The 15,802-nt window shown below is 68.8% G+C and carries 13 protein-coding genes, 2 pseudogenes and 1 riboswitch; of the genes and pseudogenes, 8 read left to right on the top strand and 7 right to left on the bottom strand.

The features are described from left to right. Positions 1–233: 233 nt before the first annotated feature. The 4 genes from ACIQMR_RS19000 to ACIQMR_RS18985 all read right to left on the bottom strand — a co-directional run bounded on the left by ACIQMR_RS19000 (position 234) and on the right by ACIQMR_RS18985 (position 3,641). Positions 234–695, bottom strand: a complete 462-nt coding sequence (locus tag ACIQMR_RS19000) for a hypothetical protein (protein WP_401388175.1) — start codon at positions 693–695, stop codon at positions 234–236. Between the two features lie 2 nt (positions 696–697). Next, a complete protein-coding gene (locus ACIQMR_RS18995; RefSeq protein WP_401388172.1) occupies positions 698–892 on the bottom strand; it encodes a hypothetical protein in 195 nt (64 codons plus the stop codon). Positions 893–1,116: 224 nt separating this feature from the next. Continuing rightward, positions 1,117–2,841, bottom strand: a complete 1,725-nt coding sequence (gene metG, locus ACIQMR_RS18990) for a methionine--tRNA ligase (protein ID WP_401388169.1) — start codon at positions 2,839–2,841, stop codon at positions 1,117–1,119. Between the two features lie 518 nt (positions 2,842–3,359). Continuing rightward, positions 3,360–3,641 (bottom strand): hypothetical protein, encoded by a 282-nt coding sequence (locus tag ACIQMR_RS18985; protein WP_401388907.1) that lies wholly within the window; start codon positions 3,639–3,641, stop codon positions 3,360–3,362. Between the two features lie 142 nt (positions 3,642–3,783). Between ACIQMR_RS18985 and ACIQMR_RS18980 the strand changes: the two are divergent. The 6 genes and pseudogenes from ACIQMR_RS18980 to ACIQMR_RS18955 form a co-directional block, all read left to right on the top strand. Then, positions 3,784–4,641 (top strand): annotated as a pseudogene (locus ACIQMR_RS18980) (5-methyltetrahydropteroyltriglutamate--homocysteine S-methyltransferase); the annotation flags it as partial. Positions 4,642–4,724: 83 nt separating this feature from the next. Then, positions 4,725–5,084: a hypothetical protein gene (locus tag ACIQMR_RS18975; protein ID WP_401388166.1), complete on the top strand. Its 360-nt coding sequence runs from the start codon at positions 4,725–4,727 to the stop codon at positions 5,082–5,084. Between the two features lie 64 nt (positions 5,085–5,148). Continuing rightward, a riboswitch (cobalamin riboswitch) is annotated at positions 5,149–5,370 on the top strand. A 171-nt stretch (positions 5,371–5,541) separates the two neighbouring features. Then, the gene (gene nrdI, locus ACIQMR_RS18970) at positions 5,542–5,982 is read left to right on the top strand and encodes a class Ib ribonucleoside-diphosphate reductase assembly flavoprotein NrdI (RefSeq protein ID WP_401388164.1); all 441 of its coding nucleotides are present in this window, start codon (positions 5,542–5,544) and stop codon (positions 5,980–5,982) included. Further along, positions 5,979–8,147 carry a class 1b ribonucleoside-diphosphate reductase subunit alpha gene (gene nrdE, locus ACIQMR_RS18965; protein WP_401388161.1) on the top strand — a complete coding sequence of 723 codons (2,169 nt, stop codon included), beginning with the start codon at positions 5,979–5,981 and terminating at the stop codon, positions 8,145–8,147. The genes nrdI and nrdE overlap by 4 nt, the downstream gene beginning before the upstream one ends. Before the next feature lie 34 nt (positions 8,148–8,181). Further along, positions 8,182–9,198 carry a class 1b ribonucleoside-diphosphate reductase subunit beta gene (nrdF, locus tag ACIQMR_RS18960; protein ID WP_401388158.1) on the top strand — a complete coding sequence of 339 codons (1,017 nt, stop codon included), beginning with the start codon at positions 8,182–8,184 and terminating at the stop codon, positions 9,196–9,198. A gap of 9 nt (positions 9,199–9,207) precedes the next feature. Then, a pseudogene (locus ACIQMR_RS18955) lies at positions 9,208–10,188 on the top strand (tRNA sulfurtransferase); the annotation flags it as partial. Positions 10,189–10,190: 2 nt separating this feature from the next. On the opposite strand, the gene ACIQMR_RS18950 reads toward ACIQMR_RS18955, so the two are convergent. Genes ACIQMR_RS18950 through ACIQMR_RS18940 form a run of 3 tightly spaced genes read right to left on the bottom strand, consistent with a single transcriptional unit; the run spans position 10,191 to position 13,776 of the window. Continuing rightward, positions 10,191–11,327: a bifunctional 2-methylcitrate synthase/citrate synthase gene (locus ACIQMR_RS18950; RefSeq protein WP_401388155.1), complete on the bottom strand. Its 1,137-nt coding sequence runs from the start codon at positions 11,325–11,327 to the stop codon at positions 10,191–10,193. 32 nt (positions 11,328–11,359) lie between these two features. Next, positions 11,360–12,265, bottom strand: coding sequence for a methylisocitrate lyase (gene prpB / locus ACIQMR_RS18945; RefSeq protein WP_401388868.1), 906 nt, complete (start codon positions 12,263–12,265; stop codon positions 11,360–11,362). Between the two features lie 2 nt (positions 12,266–12,267). Next, a complete protein-coding gene (locus ACIQMR_RS18940) occupies positions 12,268–13,776 on the bottom strand; it encodes an MmgE/PrpD family protein (RefSeq protein ID WP_401388152.1) in 1,509 nt (502 codons plus the stop codon). A 211-nt stretch (positions 13,777–13,987) separates the two neighbouring features. Here ACIQMR_RS18940 and ACIQMR_RS18935 point away from each other — a divergent pair, with 211 nt between their 5' ends. Together ACIQMR_RS18935 and ACIQMR_RS18930 are read left to right on the top strand one after the other, a co-directional pair. After that, positions 13,988–15,430 carry a short-chain fatty acyl-CoA regulator family protein gene (locus tag ACIQMR_RS18935; protein ID WP_401388148.1) on the top strand — a complete coding sequence of 481 codons (1,443 nt, stop codon included), beginning with the start codon at positions 13,988–13,990 and terminating at the stop codon, positions 15,428–15,430. Between the two features lie 32 nt (positions 15,431–15,462). Further along, the gene (locus ACIQMR_RS18930; protein WP_401388146.1) at positions 15,463–15,777 is read left to right on the top strand and encodes a hypothetical protein; all 315 of its coding nucleotides are present in this window, start codon (positions 15,463–15,465) and stop codon (positions 15,775–15,777) included. The last annotated feature ends 25 nt before the right edge of the window (positions 15,778–15,802 follow it).

Raw genomic sequence — 15,802 nt, 5'->3', positions numbered from 1 at the left:
GACCCGGACGCCGAACGGACCGCGACCGTACGCCACTTCGCCCGCCTCTTCGTCGCGGCCCTGAACGCGGTGCTGCACGCGCCATACGTACGGCGAGCTCTGCCCGAGGCTGCTGAAGGACATCCGGGCGCCTTGCGCCGGCGTCGTGTCGCGGTTCCCGGTGCACCCGTAGTGCCTCGGGGCGCCTGGAGGGGGTCGCAAACGGATGCCGGGCGGAAGGCTACGTGCATCGGTCAGAGCCGGAACAGCTTTCCGCGCCAGGTCCAGCCCGCGTCAAGGACGACGTGGCGCAGGGGGTCCTTCATCTCCCGGGTCTCGAAGCGGAAGGTCTCGACCCGGCGCTCGCGGCCGTCCGGCCCCTTCTGTTTCTCCCACACCCGGTACACCGCGTTCGCGGGACCGCGGGAGTGCTGACCGCGGGTGTGATCGCTCAGCGAGACTTCCCACTGCTCGTCGAGCGCCCGTACCTCGCGCTTGGCCGCGTCCAGGCGCATCCGGGTCCTGAGCCGTACGCGCAGCTGAGGGAGCCGGCACTCGGCGACCAGGTCCCCCTTCTTCCCGGTGCCGTTGCGTACGACGAAGAGGACGCCCGGACCGTTGAGCGCGAGCAGCGCCGAGCGGACCTCCTGAGCCGTACGGGCCGGCATCCCCGCGTCCGGGTGCCGAGTGCCGAGGTAGCTGTCCAGGATGCCCATGGTCAGGCCCCCGTCCCTGCTCCGGGGCCCGTGTCCGCTCCCGTGCCGGTGTCCGGGCGTACCGTGGGCACGAAGTCCTGGAACTCTTCCAGGACTTCGTCGTACTGGGCCGCCGTGGCGGTCAGGGTCAATCGGATCACCGCCCGCCTGTGCGGGTCCAACACGTCCGCGAAGGTCAGGAACACCTGGGACTGCACGAGGTCGTGAAGCGTGTGGCCGACGACGCCCGAAAAGGTCTCCCGTCCACCAACTCCGCACACCAGGTGGCGAGTCGTCCGAGGACGTCCAAGCCCGCTACGTGCGCCTGTGGGCTGAAGTCTGCGCCGGACCACACCGCACGACCGTCCTCATCGGGCACGGTGGGGGAATCTGCCCGCACCGCCCGATGAGGACGCGGGCGGTACGGGTGCGAGAAAGACGGTCAGGCGGTCTCAGCACCGCCGAAGCGTTCACGGTAGGACTCCAGGTCCTCCTCCGTGATCTTCGCGAAGAGCACCGGCGGGACGGTGAACGCCGTGCCGACCGGAACCGCGTCCAGGGCCTTGGCCTGCTCTGCGGTCACCCAGGTCGCCGTGTCACCCTCCAGCGCGAAGGCGCCGCGCATGGCAGCGGCCGTAGCCGGAATGAACGGCTCGGAGACGACCGCGTACAGGTGGATCAGGTTCATCGCCGTACGCAGGGTCAGCGCGGCGCCGTCCGGGTCGGTCTTGATCTCCAACCAGGGGGCCTTCTCTTCCAGGTAGGAGTTGCCCGCGGACCACAGGGCGCGCAGCGCGGCCGCGGCCTTGCGGAACTGGAGGACCTCCATCTGCTCCTCGTACTCGGCGAGCAGCCGTGCGATCTCCTCGCCCAGCTTGACCTCTGCCGCGCCGGCGGTGGCGCCCGCCGGGACCTCGTCGCCGAACCGCTTCCGGGAGAAGGACAGCACGCGGTTGACGAAGTTGCCGAGGGTGTCGGCCAGGTCCTTGTTGACCGTGGCGGTGAAGTGCTCCCAGGTGAAGGACGAGTCGTCGGACTCGGGGGCGTTGGCGATCAGGAAGTAGCGCCAGTAGTCGGCGGGCAGGATCTCCAGGGCGGCGTCCGTGAAGACGCCTCGCTTCTGGGAGGTCGAGAACTTGCCGCCGTAGTAGGTCAGCCAGTTGAAGCCCTTGACGAGGTCGACCTTCTTCCACGGTTCGCGCACGCCGAGCTCGGTGGCCGGGAACATCACCGTGTGGAAGGGGACGTTGTCCTTGGCCATGAACTGGGTGTAGCGGACGGTGTCATCGGCCTCGTACCACCACGACTTCCAGTCGCGACTCTCGCCGTCCGCGGCGGCGTCCGCCCACTCCTTCGTCGCGCCGATGTACTCGATCGGGGCATCGAACCAGACGTAGAAGACCTTGCCGTCGGCCGCGAGCTCCGGCCAGGTGTCGGCCGGGACCGGGACACCCCAGTCCAGGTCGCGGGTGATCGCACGGTCGTGCAGGCCCTCGGTCAACCACTTGCGAGCGATGGCCGTGGACAGGTGCGGCCACTCCTCGCTGACCGCGTCGATCCATGCTTCGACCTCGTGCTGAAGCTTGGACTGCAGCAGGAAGAGGTGCTTGGTCTCGCGGACCTCCAGCTCCGTGGAACCGCTGATCGCCGAGCGCGGGTTGATCAGGTCGGTCGGATCGAGGACGCGGGTGCAGTTCTCGCACTGGTCGCCGCGGGCCTTGTCGTAGCCGCAGTGCGGGCAGGTGCCCTCGACGTACCGGTCCGGAAGGAAGCGACCGTCAGCAGGCGAGTACACCTGGCGGATCGCGCGCTCCTCGACGAAGCCGTTGTCGTTCAGCTTGCGCGCGAAGTGCTGAGTGATCTCGACGTTCTGCTGCGACGAGCTGCGCCCGAAGAAGTCGAACCCCAGCTCGAACCCGTCGTACACCGCCTTCTGCGCATCGTGCGCCTGCGCGCAGAACTCGGCGACCGTCAGCCCGGACTCCTTGGCGGCCAGCTCCGCCGGCGTGCCGTGCTCGTCGGTGGCGCAGATGTAGAGGACGTCGTGACCGCGCTGGCGGAGGTACCGGGAGTACACATCCGCCGGAAGCATCGACCCGACCATGTTGCCCAGGTGCTTGATCCCGTTGATGTAGGGAAGCGCGCTGGTGATCAGGTGTCGAGCCATCCTTGGATGCTCCATTTCGTACGTACGGCGCCGATGACGGTGTCGCGGCGGGCCCAAGTCGGGAGGCTGCAGCCGACGCGATCACTCGAGTCACACGTGGGCATATCGCACGGTGACAGGTCAGGTCTGCAAGCCAGATCCATCGTATCGAACCTGGGGAACGCCCTTCCCGCGAATTCTCGGGCCCTGCTGCGCTGAGCCCAAAAAGCACTCGGCCGTCCGAGACAGGCGGCCAAGCGAGTCTCGTACGGCCGAGGCAGTCGCCATCTTAAAGCCACCGCGCTGCCGCATATCCGCACGCACGGCCCTCACCGCATTCCAACGACGAGGTGGACGGCGTGATCAACAGAATCCCGATCTCAGCAGATTCGCGTGTCGTAGGAGGCCCGGCGTACGGACGCATCCGACTGCGCGGAACTCGACGAGCGATCGTCACTGTCCCCTGCGGCATCGACACCGGCTCCATAGAAGCTACGGACAATGGGCGGCAACACCCAGGACGATCTTGATCGGCTCGGTCACCCCAGGAAGCTGAGCCGCACCTGACGCTCCGGGTTGTCCTTGTTGGTGTCCGCCGACCTCCGTAAGGACAACCCCGATGTTACTCCCGGAGCACATGCGTTCAGCTCCAGAGAAGGCCCGGCGCTGGAGGATCGCCCTCGTACCAGGCCCACGTCGAACGGACGACCCAGGAGTGGGTCGAAGTCACCAGCCCTGACCGCGATCCACACCAGGAGCACGAGCGCGCCGACGATCACGAACGGCGCAGCCCAGTTCTCGGAGCAGCGCAGGGTCTCCATACCGAGGTGGGGACCTCGGAGCCGTACGCGTGACGGGTGGGCCTCACGATGGTTCCGCACATCGTCGAGCGCGAACCGGTCCACGCCGAGGGCCCTGCGCCTGCCTGGGGCCTGTCCGGCGGCGGGCCGGTGAAGATCCTAGGAGGTCATCTCCTTCCAGGAGAAGACCGGCATCGACGTCCTGGTGCACGGCGAACCCGAACGCAACGACATGGTCCAGTACTTCGCCGAACAGCTCACCGGCTACCTCGCCACCCAACACGGCTGGGTCCAGTCCTACGGCACCCGTTACGTCCGCCCGCCGATCCTCGCCGGCGACATCTCGCGTCCCGAGCCGATGACGGTGCGCTGGACGGCGTACGCGCAGTCCCTCACGGCCCTTCCGGTCAAGGGCATGCTCACCGGGCCGGTCACCATGCTCGCCTGGTCCTTCGTCCGCGACGACCAGCCCCTGGGCGACACCGCACGGCAGGTCGCCCTCGCCCTGCGCGACGAGGTCGGCGACCTGGAGGCCGCCGGCACCTCCGTCATCCAGGTCGACGAACCCGCCCTGCGCGAGACACTGCCCCTGCGGACCGCCGGCCGCGCCGCCTATCTCGACTGGGCGACCGAGGCGTTCCGGCTCACCACCGGCGGGGTACGTCCGGACACCCAGATCCACACCCACATGTGCTACGCCGAGTTCGGCGACATCGCCCAGGCCATCGACGACCTCGACGCCGACGTCATCAGCCTGGAGGCCGCCCGCTCCCACATGCAGGTCGCCCGCGAACTGGCCGCCCACGGCTACCCGCGCGAAGCCGGCCCCGGCGTGTACGACATCCACTCCCCGCGTGCCCCGAGCACCGACGAGGCCGCGGACCTGCTGCGCACCGGACTGAAGGCCATCCCCGCCGAACGGCTGTGGGTCAACCCCGACTGCGGCCTGAAGACCCGCGCCTCCCTGGAGAACCTGGTCGCCGCCGCCCGCACCGTCCGGAGTGAGCTACCCACCTCCTGACCGAGGAACCCAGTGGCCCGGGACGCCACAAGCGTCCCGGCCCGTCCCACAGCACCGCCAAAACCAAGGCAAGAAGGGGGCCAATGGTGCGCGGCAAACCGCGAGAGGTCGTCGTGGACGGCAGGCCCGTGATCGCCATGTCCGAGAAGCAGTTCGAGAGCCTGCTGGCCATGCGCAGACAACTCGGCAGCCAGACCGCCAAGATGCGGACGCTACGTGACACGCTGGCCGACCTCGGCGAGTTCCTGGACTCCGTGGCCGAGACGCTCGACGCCGACGCGTCACCCGAGCCGCAGGAGATCACGTCGCCCCCTTCCGACCCCTCGCGTCCCCGGCCGGAACTGGTCACGGAGATACGCCGACGAGCACAACAGGCACGCGCCATCACCGGGGCAGGACGCACTCCCAGGGGCCGGCACTCGTCCGACCGCAGCCCGACTTAGGTATACCTAACTTTTACGTGCGACACAACATCTGGGATGCATGCACCCGCCGTGTTCTAGATGTAGTGTTGGCGGTGCTGGTGGTTCGCCGGGCAGCTGTGTTCGGCGTCGCAAGAGGGAACCCGGTGCAAGACCGGGACTGCCCCGCAGCGGTGAGCGGGAACGACCGCCGTCATACGCACTGGGCCCGGTGTACCGGGCCTGGGAAGCGACGGCCAGTAGGGGTCTCGTACGACACGAGACACGCCCGCGAGTCCGAAGACCTGCCACCGGTGCGTACGCCGGACAGCGGTGTGCGCGCTCCGAGGCCCCGAGGGAGGGCCAGGTGGCAGACGCACGGTCGTGGGTGAGGCGTATCGGTTCTCCGCCGCCCCGTACCTCGCCGCACCTGCCGCGCCGCTCCTCCCCTCCCGGTCCTTGGGCGAAGACGGGAACGAGCGAGAGGAGACGGCGACCGATGAGCGGTCTCGTGTATTTCTCCAGCGTCTCGGAGAACACCAGGCGCTTCGTGGAGAAGCTGGACCTGCCTGCCACGCGCATCCCCCTGCACCCACGCCGTGAGGGCATGCCGCCGGTGACCGAGCCGTATGTGCTGATCACGCCGACGTACGGCGGCGGCGCCCGCGCCGGCGCGGTCCCCAAACAGGTGATCCGCTTTCTGAACATCGAGGCCAACCGGATGCTGCTGCGGGGGGTCATCGCCTCCGGCAACACCAACTTCGGCGCCGACTACTGCCTGGCCGGCCGGGTGATCTCGGCGAAGTGCCAGGTCCCGGAGCTGTACCGATTCGAACTGCTGGGCACGGACCGCGATGTCCGCGCCGTGAGGGAAGGGCTGCAGGAATTTTGGACACGACACTCGTCGACCAGGCGGACGACGGAGCGACAGGCAGCATGAACACCGTCACCACGGCGATCACGGTCCCCGCGGCCCCGCGCGAATCGGTCGGCACGCGCAAGGACTACCACGCGCTCAACGCCATGCTGAACATGTACGACTGCGACGGCCGCATCCAGTTCGACAAGGACCGAGAGGCCGTGCGGCAGTACTTCCTCCAGCACGTGAACCCCAACACGATGGAGTTCGGATCGCTGAAGGAGAAGATCGACTACCTCGTCGGACACGACTATTACGAGGATGCGCCGATCCGGCGCTACCGGTGGGAGTTCCTGGAGGACCTGTACCGGCAGGCGTACGCGCACGAGCACCGCTTCCGCACGTTCCTCGGCGCGTTCAAGTACTACACCTCGTACACGCTCAAGACCTTCGACGGCTCCCGCTACCTGGAGCGCTACGAGGACCGGGTCGTCGCCACCGCCCTGTTCCTGGGTGCCGGCGACGAGACCCTCGCCTCCCGCCTGGTCGACGAGATGATGACCGGCCGCTTCCAGCCCGCCACCCCCACCTTCCTCAACGCGGGCAAGGCGCAGCGCGGCGAGCTGGTCTCCTGCTTCCTGCTGCGCGTCGAAGACAACCTGGAGTCCATCGGACGCGGTATCAACTCCGCGCTCCAGCTGTCCAAGCGGGGCGGCGGCGTGGCACTGCTGCTGACCAACCTGCGGGAACAGGGCGCCCCGATCAAGAAGATCGAGAACCAGTCGTCCGGCGTCGTCCCGGTCATGAAGCTCCTGGAGGACTCCTTCTCCTACGCCAACCAGCTCGGCGCCCGCCAGGGCGCAGGCGCGGTGTATCTGCACGCGCACCACCCGGACATCATGCGGTTCCTGGACACCAAGCGGGAGAACGCGGACGAGAAGATCCGCATCAAGACCCTCTCTCTCGGCGTCGTCGTCCCCGACATCACGTTCGAACTGGCCAAGCGCAACGAGGACATGCACCTGTTCTCGCCTTACGACGTCGAGCGCGAGTACGGCAAGCCGCTCGCCGACCTGTCGGTCAGCGAGCACTACGAGGAGATGGTCGCCAACCCGCGCATCCGCAAGACGACGCTCAGCGCCCGCGAGTTCTTCAAGACGATCGCGGAGCTGCAGTTCGAGTCCGGCTACCCCTACTTGCTGTTCGAAGACACGGTGAACCGGTCCAACCCGATCCCGGGCTGGATCAACATGTCCAACCTGTGCTCGGAGATCCTCCAGGTCAACACCCCCAGCACGTACGACGCCTCGCTCGGCTACGAGACGGTCGGCCGGGACATCTTTTGCAACCTGGGCTCGCTGAACATCGCCGCCGCGATGGCCTCCCCCGACCTCGGCGTGACGGTCGAGACGGCGGTGCGCGGTCTGACATCCGTGTCCGACCAATCCCACATCGACGCGGTGCCGTCCGTGGCACGCGGCAATGACCTGTCGCACTCCATCGGCCTCGGCCAGATGAACCTGCACGGGTATCTCGCCTCGCAGCATGTGCACTACGGCAGCGAGGAGGGTGTCGACTTCACGAACATGTACTTCTACGCGGTCGCCTTCCACGCGCTGCGTGCCTCGAACCGGATCGCGATGGAGCGCGGCACGGCCTTCGATGGCTTCGAGAGGACGGCGTACGCCGACGGGTCGTACTTCGACAAGTACACCGAGCAGGTGTGGGAGCCGGCCACCGAGCGGGTGCGTGCCCTGTTCGCCGATGCCGGGATCGTGCTGCCCACCCAGGAGGACTGGCGTGAGCTGAAGCGTTCGGTCCAGGAGCACGGCATCTACAACCAGTACCTCCAGGCAGTGCCGCCCACCGGTTCGATCAGCTACATCAACGACTCCACCGCCTCCATCCACCCCATCGCCTCCAAGGTGGAGATCCGCAAGGAGGGCAAGCTCGGCCGCGTCTACTACCCGGCGCCGGGCATGGACAACGACAACCTGGAGTTCTTCCAGGACGCGTACGAGATCGGCTACGAGAAGATCATCGACACGTACGCGGCGGCCACCCAGCACGTCGATCAGGGCCTGAGCTGCACGCTGTTCTTCAGGGACACGGCCACCACCCGCGACCTGAACAAGGCGCAGATCCACGCCTGGCGCAAGGGCATCAAGACGCTGTACTACATCCGGCTGCGCCAGGAGGCCCTGAAGGGCACCGAGATCGAGAACTGCCTGTCCTGCACCCTGTGACCACCTCCCGTACGCGATCTCCGAGGCATCAGCGATGACCACCACCCCCGTGACCGAGACCTCGGTCACCCCTCCCTCCTACCGCCACGACCCGGCCGCCCGGCTCCGCCCGGTCAACTGGAACCGCGTCACCGACGAGAAGGACCTGGAGGTCTGGAACCGTCTCACCGCCAACTTCTGGCTGCCCGAGAAGGTCCCGCTGTCCAACGACGTGAACGCCTGGCAGCAGCGGCTCACCGCCGAGGAACGCACCCTGACGATGCGGGTGTTCACCGGCCTGACCATGCTCGACACAGTCCAGGCCACGGTCGGCGAGATCGTGCAGATCCAGGACGCGCGCACCGAGCACGAGGAGGCCGTCTACACGAACATCGCCTTCATGCAGGCCGTGCACGCCCGCAGCTACTCCTCCGTGTTCTCCACCCTCTCCAATACGCCCGAGATCGACGACGCCTACCGCTGGGCCGTGGACAACGACGTCCTCCAGCAGCGCTGCAAGACGGTCCTGGGGTACTACTACGGCGACAACCCGCTCAAGCGGAAGGTCGCCTCCACCCTCCTGTCGTCACTGCTCCTGTACGCCGGCTTCTACCTCCCGCTGCACTTCTCCACCCACGCCCTGCTCACCAACACCGCCGACATGATCCGCCTGATCCTGCGCGACAAGGCGGTACACGGCTACTACTCCGGCTACAAGTACCAGCGCGGTCTGGAGAAGCTCGACGCGGCCGGGCAGGAGGAGATGCGGACGTTCACATACGACCTGCTGGAGGAGCTGTACCAGCTGGAACTCCAGTACTCGGGCGAACTCTACGAGCCGCTCGGGCTGATGGACGACGTGGCCGTCTTCGTCCGGTACAACGCCAACAAGGCACTGATGAACCTCGGCTACCCGGCCCGCTTCGGCGCGGACGAGACCGAGGTCAACCCGGAGATCCTGGCGGCGCTGTCACCGGGCGCGGACGAGAACCACGACTTCTTCTCCGGCTCCGGATCGTCGTACGTCATGGGCAAGGCGGAGGACACCGCCGACGACGACTGGGACTTCTGAGAGGCTGACATGTCCGGCAAACCCAGCGTGCCCGCTCCCCGTACGGCGTCCGTCCCGCACGGCCCGTGCGTGCTGCTCAAGCACGGCGAAATCTTCCTCAAGGGCCGCAACCGGCACCTCTTCACCGAGCGACTGCATGACAACCTGCGTCTCGCGCTGCGCGGGATCGGCGGCTCCACGTGGATCAAGACCGCCCAGAACGTGACCGTACTGGGCGGGCAGGTGCCCCAGGAGGCCCTGCTGGAGCGGGCCCGCAGGGTCGTCGGCTTCACTTCGGTGGAGCCGGCCGTGCGGGTGCCCAGTGAACTGGACGCCATCACCTCGGCGGCCCTCGAAGCGTTGCACGGCACCCGGAGCGGCGTCACGTTCGCTGTGCGGACCAAGCGGCGGGACAAGCAGTTCCCGCTGACCTCGTCCCGGCTGGACGCGTACATCGGCGCCCGGATCCTGGCACGGTTCCCGGGGCTGCGCGTGGACCTGGCCCGGCCGGACGTCACGCTGGCGGTGGAGATCGACCGCAAGGAGACCTACCTGTCCCGCGAACGCCTCCCCGGTCTGACCGGGCTCCCCGTAGGCTCCAGCGGCCGGGCCCTGGTCCTGCTGTCCGGCGGTTACGACTCCCCCGTCGCCGCCCACCGGGCCATGAGGCGCGGGCTGGCCTGCGACTTCGTGCACTTCAACGGGGCTCCGTACACCAACCCGTCGTCCGTGTACAAGGCGTACGCCCTGGCGCGGGAGCTGAACCGCTACCAGCCACCCGGCCGACTGCACGTCATCGCGCTCGGCAAGGCGCAGAAGCAGCTCGCCGTGGCCGGGGCCGGACGGCTCCAGGTCGTCGCCCAACGGCGGCTGATGGTGCGTACCGCCTCAGCGCTGGCCGCCCGCACCGGTGCGCAGGCGCTGGTGACGGGCGACAGTCTGGGGCAGGTGGCCAGCCAGACGCTGGCCAACCTGGTCGCCGTGGACGAGGCGGCGGCACTGCCTGTGCTGAACTACGCTGCGCCCGGCACGGCCCGCTGGCCCGGACCGTCGTAGGAGGCCAGCGGGCGGATCAGGGCGTTGTGAGCCAGTTGCTCGGTGATGTGGGCGGTCCATCCGGTGATACGGCTCATCACGAAGATCGGGGTGAAGGCGGGGATGTCGAAGCCCATGAGGTGGTAGGCGAGTCCGGCCGGGTAGTCCAGGTTGGGGTGAATCCCCTTGCGGTTGATCATGGCGTGCCGCAGGGAGGCGTGCAGGACGGCGAGCCGGGTCACCTCGGGGTCGGCGGCCCGCGCCACCAGCCGGTCGAGTGCTTCCTGCATGATCGGGACCCGGGAGTCACCGTGCTTGTAGACGCGGTGCCCGAAACCCATGATCTTCCGCTTGGACGCCAGTGCATGGTCCAGCCACTTCTCGGCGCGCTGCGGGTCGCCGATCTCCAGCAGCATGTGCATCACGGCCTCGTTGGCGCCGCCGTGCAGCGGGCCCTTGAGCGCGCCGATGGCGGCGGTGACCGCGCTGTAGAGGTCGGAGAGGGTGGAGGTGACCACGCGGGCGGTGAACGTCGAGGCGTTGAAGCTGTGTTCTGCGTACAGCGTGAGGGAGATCTCGAAGCAGCGGACGACGTCCGGGTCGGGCACTCTGCCGAAGCACATGTGGAAGAAGTTCTCCGCGTACCCGAGGGATGGGTCGGGCTGGATCGGGGCCAGGCCCCGGCGGCGGCGCTGGTCAGCCGCCACGACGGTGGGCAGCTTCGCCAGCAGGGTGAGGGACTTGGCGCGGTTGGCGGCGAGACTGCCGTCGTCCTCGGTGGGGTCCTCGGCGCCGAAGAAGCTGACGGCGGTGCGCAGGACGTCCATGGGGTGGCAGGTCTCGGGCAGCCGGGTGAGCAGCTCCAGTGTGGTGCGGTCGAGGGGGCGCAGGGCGCGTTCACGGGCCTGGAAGTCGCGGAGCTGCCCCTCATCGGGGAGTTCGCCGTGCCAGAGCAGGTAGGCGACCTCTTCGAATGAGCGGCGGGCGGCGAGGTCCTGAACCGGGTAGCCGCGGTAGGTGAGGGAGTTGGTCTCCTGGATGACGGTGGAGATCTCGGTGGTGTCGACGACTACGCCGGCCAGGCCGCGGTGGATCCCGGGTGCGGTGGTGGTCATGGGTTGCCTGCCTTCGTGGGTCAGGTGCCGGATCAGTTTCCGGGCGGGAGGGTGAAGTCGAAGACGGTCCCGTCGAAGGCCGAGTACTCCTCGTAGCCGAGGAGTTCGTACAGGCGGGAGCGGGTTTGCATCCGCGGCAGCAGGGACTCCTGTGTGCCCTCGGCGGCGATCGTGCGCAGGCCGTCCTCGATCGCGCCCATGGCGATGCGCAGCAGCGTCACCGGGTAGAGGGCGATGTTGTAGCCGAGGTTCTCCAGGGTGGCGGTGTCGAGGAGGGGGGTCTTGCCGAACTCGGTGAGATTGGCGAGCAGCGGAACATCGATGGCCTCGCGGAACGCCTCGTACTCGGCGACGTCCGCGAGCGCTTCGGGGAAGATCGCGTCCGCGCCGGCGTCGACATACGCCTTGGCGCGGTCGATCGCCGCCTCCAGTCTCTCCACGGAACGGGCATCCGTGCGGGCCATGAGCACGAAGTCCGGGTCCCGGCGGGCGTCGACGGCGGCCCGGACGCGCCGGACCATCTCCTCACGGGGAGTGACGGCCTTGCCGTCGAGGTGGCCGCAGCGCTTGGGGTTGACCTGATCCTCCAGGTGCAGCCCCGCCAGTCCGGCGTCCTCCATGAGCTGGACGGTGCGCGCCGCGTTCATCGGTTCGCCGAAGCCGGTGTCGGCGTCGATGAGGACGGGCAGGTCGGTGACTCGGGTCGTCTGCTGGGCGCGGGCCGCGATCTCGGTGGAGGTGGTCAGGCCGATGTCGGGCAGGCCCAGATCCGCGGCGAGCACCGCGCCCGACAGGTAGACGGCGTCGAAGCCGGTGTCCTGGATCAGCCGGGCGGACAGCGGGTTGATCGCGCCGGGGATACGCAGCAGGCGTCCCGAGGCGAGTTGCTCGCGGAAGGTCCGGCGGCGCTCGGCGGGCGTGGTCCGCGTGTGCAGCAACATCAGAACAAGCCCTTCGGCAGGCTCGCGTCGTAGGCGGCGACCGCGTCGGTGTCGACAGCCGGGAACAGACCGCCCAGGTCGGCCGCCGTCAGCTCGGCGAGGCGGGCGGCGGTGTCCAGGAACGCCTCCTGCGCGGACTCGGTGACGACGCCCTCGGCGAGCGTGCGGAACTTGCCGACGTATCCGGCGCGGTCGAAGGGGCGGGCGCCGGCCGGGTGGGCGTCGGCGACGGCCAGTTCGTCTTCGATCACCGAACCGTCGTCGAGGGTGATGACCGCGCGCCCGCCGAAGGCCCGCCGGTCCGGGTCGGGGTCGTGGTAGCGGCGGGTCCACTCCGGGTTCTCGACCGTCGTGATCTTCCGCCACAGTTCGACCGTCTCCGGGCGGGCGGCGCGCTCGGGAGCGTAGGAGCGCTCGTGGTGCCAGATCCCGTCCTCCAGCGCGACGGCGAGGATGTACGGCACCGAGTGGTCGAGGGTCTCGCGGCTGGCCGAGGGGTCGTACTTCTGCGGATCGTTCGCACCCGAGCCGATCACGTGGTGGGTGTGGTGGCTGGTGTGCAGGACGACGGAGCGCACGCGGTCCAGGGGGCCGGTCTTCTCCCGCAGGCGCCGGGCCAGGTCGATGATCGCCTGGGCCTGGTACTCGGCGGAATGCTCCTTGGTGTAGGTGTCGAGGATCGCGCGGCGCGGCTCGGCCGGCTCCGGGAGCAGGACGGTGTAGTCGGAATCCGGGCCGTTCAGCATCCAGGCGAGGAAGCCGTCCTCGCCCTCGTAGATCGGTGACGGGGACGTCTCGCCACGCATCGCCCGGTCGACGGCCTCGATGGCTGCCTTGCCGGCGAAGGCGGGGGCGTACGCCTTCCAGCTGGAGATCTCGCCCTTGCGGGACTGGCGGGTGGCGGTGGTGGTGTGCACGGCCTGCTGGATCGCCTGGTACACCGTCTCGGTCGGCAGCCGCAGCATCGCCCCAAGGCCGCCCGCGGTCGCGGCGCTGAGGTGGGCCACGTGGTCGATACGGTGCTCGTGCAGGCAGATGCCCTTGACCAGCGCGACGTGGATCTCGTACGCGGCGATCACTCCGCGCAGCAGGTCGGCGCCGGGTCGGCCGGTGTGCTGGGCGACGGCGAGCAGGGGCGGGATGTTGTCGCCGGGGTGGGAGTAGTCGGCGGCGAGGTAGGTGTCGTGGAAGTCCAGCTCGCGGACCGCCGTGCCGTTCGCCCAGGCGGCCCACTCGGGGGTGACCCGGACGGGCGTGCCGAAGACCGAGGCGCCGGGGGTAGTGGCGCGGTGGCCGGTGGCCTGGGCGCGGGCGACGGCGACGGGGCGGCGCAGCAGGGAGGCGACGGCGACCGAGGCGTTGTCGATCACCCGGTTGACGACCATGGCGGCGCTGTCGGGGTCCGATTCCTCGGGGCCGGTGGCCACCGCGGCCAGCTTCCAGGCGAGCTGGTCCTCGCGCGGAAGCCGGTCGGCGCTGGCGTGGACACGGACGTGGTGCTCGATCACGGGACTCCTCGCGGGGTGCGGACGATCCTTGTCAGTGCTGACGTGATCGACAGTGCCCGGTACGAATGGGCACGGCCACCTCTCCAATCTGCGGAATCCCTACATCCCGGAGCTGCGAATCTGCGAATTCTGCGAAGAACGCGGATGCTATGTTCGCAAGCAGTCCCTACCGGAATGTCCCCCTTCCCGGTTCACGACAAGGAGGTGCGCCGTGCCGCGAGGAGCAGCCGACCGAAAGGTCTACGCCCACGCCAAGCTGCGACGGCTCCGGCGTGAGCACGGAATGAACCAGGTCGACATGGCCCGCGCGCTCGGCATCTCCACCAGCTACGCCAACCAGATCGAACAGAGCCAGCGCCCGCTGACCGCCTCCGTGCTGCTGCGCATCGCGGAGGTCTTCGGGGTCGACGCGGAGTTCTTCTCCGAGGCCGACGAGGACCGGCTCGCCGCCGATCTACGGGCCGCGGTCGCGGACGAGGCGTGTGGCGTGGCGCCCCTCGCACCCGAGGAGATCACCGAGGCGGCGCGGGATCACCCGGAGGTGGCGCGCGCCCTGGTCGCCCTGCACCGGCGCTATCGCGACACGGTGGAGCAGGCCGCCGCCCTCGGCTCCCCCGGACCCGTCGGCGGTCTGCTGCCCGCTGCCGAGCCGCACGACGAGGTACGGGACTTCTTCTACACGCACCACAACCACTTCGAGTTGCTCGACACCGAGGCCGAACGCGTCGCCGAGGCCATGCGCCTGCGCCCGGGCCGCATCTCCGACGCACTCATCGCTCGTCTCACCGAGGATTACGGGATCAAGGTCGTACAGGCCGCTCCCGGGCGCTCCGGTGACGCCCGCAGATTCGACCCCGATACCGGACTGCTGTTCCTCTCGCCCTGGCTCAGCGAAGGCCAGCGCGCCTTCCAGCTCGCCACCCAGCTCGCCCTGCTGGAACACGGGCCGCTCCTCGACCAACTGGCGGACAGCGCCGCGCAGCTGACCTCGCCGGAGTCGCCGGCGCTGGCCCGTATCGGGCTGGCGAACTACTTCGCGGGCGCGCTCCTGATGCCGTACACCGCCTTCCACACGGTCGCCGAGGAGGTGCGCTACGACATCGAACTGCTGTCCGCCCGCTTCGGCGTCGGCTTCGAGACCGTCTGCCACCGCCTGAGCACCCTCCAGCGCACCGGACGGCGGGGCGTTCCGTTCTCCTTCCTGCGCGTCGACCGGGCCGGCAACATCTCCAAGCGGCAGTCGGCGACCGATTTCCACTTCTCCCGGCTCGGCGGCACCTGTCCCCTGTGGACGGTGTACGAGGCGTTCTCCGCGCCCGGCAGGATCCTCACCCAGGTCGCCGAAATGCCCGACGGCAAGCGGTACTTCTGGGTCGCACGCACCATCACGCGAGGGGGCTTCGGCCATCACGCCCCGCGCACCGAGTTCGCCGTGGCCCTCGGCTGCGAACTGCGCCACGCCCACCGGCTCGTCTACGCCGAAGGGGTCGCCCTGGACGATCCCCGCGCCGCCACTCCGATCGGTCTCGGCTGCCGGATCTGCGAGCGCCGTGACTGCGCGCAACGGGCCCGTCCTCCGGCGGGCGGACGGCTGGCCGTCGATCCCGACCGGCGGACGTATGTGCCGTATCCGGTGGAGAGCACCGTGCGGTGACGGCGCCGGCTCTTTCAGACGGACTTCCCCCGGTGCCGGCGCAGCAGCTCGGCGACGGCTCCACGCAGGCGGTCGGTGTCGCCGCTCTCAGCCGCCGTACCACTCAGGGCGCCCGCCTGTCCGCTCGCCACGCGACCCTCGCCGCCCCGATGGGCGCGCGGAGAGGATCCCGCGTCCTCGATCAGTCCTTCCAGGTCGCTGAGCAGCTGCTCGGTCCGTCGCAGCCGCTCGCTCAGGGCCCGGAGGCGGGCGCTCTGGCCACCGACCTGCCGTCGGCTCGCGAGGAGTTGCTCGTACTCCGCCACTGGCAGGGCGACCGCTTCCACTCCTCCTACGGTGATGCGTGACGGCTGTGGACGTCTGGGCATCATG

This window comes from Streptomyces sp. NPDC091376 (genome assembly GCF_044757085.1).
Taxonomy (GTDB): Bacteria; Actinomycetota; Actinomycetes; order Streptomycetales; family Streptomycetaceae; genus Streptomyces; species Streptomyces pratisoli.
Note: the sequence above shows the minus strand (reverse complement) of the source record. Positions and strands in the feature narration are given on the sequence as shown.

Bases quoted from the DNA above. Each gene is read 5' to 3' on its own strand.
- ACIQMR_RS19000 (WP_401388175.1), bottom strand. From the start codon at position 695: ATGGGCATCCTGGACAGCTACCTCGGCACTCGGCACCCGGACGCGGGG.
- metG (WP_401388169.1), bottom strand. From the start codon at position 2,841: ATGGCTCGACACCTGATCACCAGCGCGCTTCCCTACATCAACGGGATC.
- ACIQMR_RS18985 (WP_401388907.1), bottom strand. From the start codon at position 3,641: ATGGAGACCCTGCGCTGCTCCGAGAACTGGGCTGCGCCGTTCGTGATC.
- ACIQMR_RS18975 (WP_401388166.1), top strand. From the start codon at position 4,725: ATGGTGCGCGGCAAACCGCGAGAGGTCGTCGTGGACGGCAGGCCCGTG.
- nrdI (WP_401388164.1), top strand. From the start codon at position 5,542: ATGAGCGGTCTCGTGTATTTCTCCAGCGTCTCGGAGAACACCAGGCGC.
- nrdE (WP_401388161.1), top strand. From the start codon at position 5,979: ATGAACACCGTCACCACGGCGATCACGGTCCCCGCGGCCCCGCGCGAA.
- nrdF (WP_401388158.1), top strand. From the start codon at position 8,182: ATGACCACCACCCCCGTGACCGAGACCTCGGTCACCCCTCCCTCCTAC.
- ACIQMR_RS18950 (WP_401388155.1), bottom strand. From the start codon at position 11,327: ATGACCACCACCGCACCCGGGATCCACCGCGGCCTGGCCGGCGTAGTC.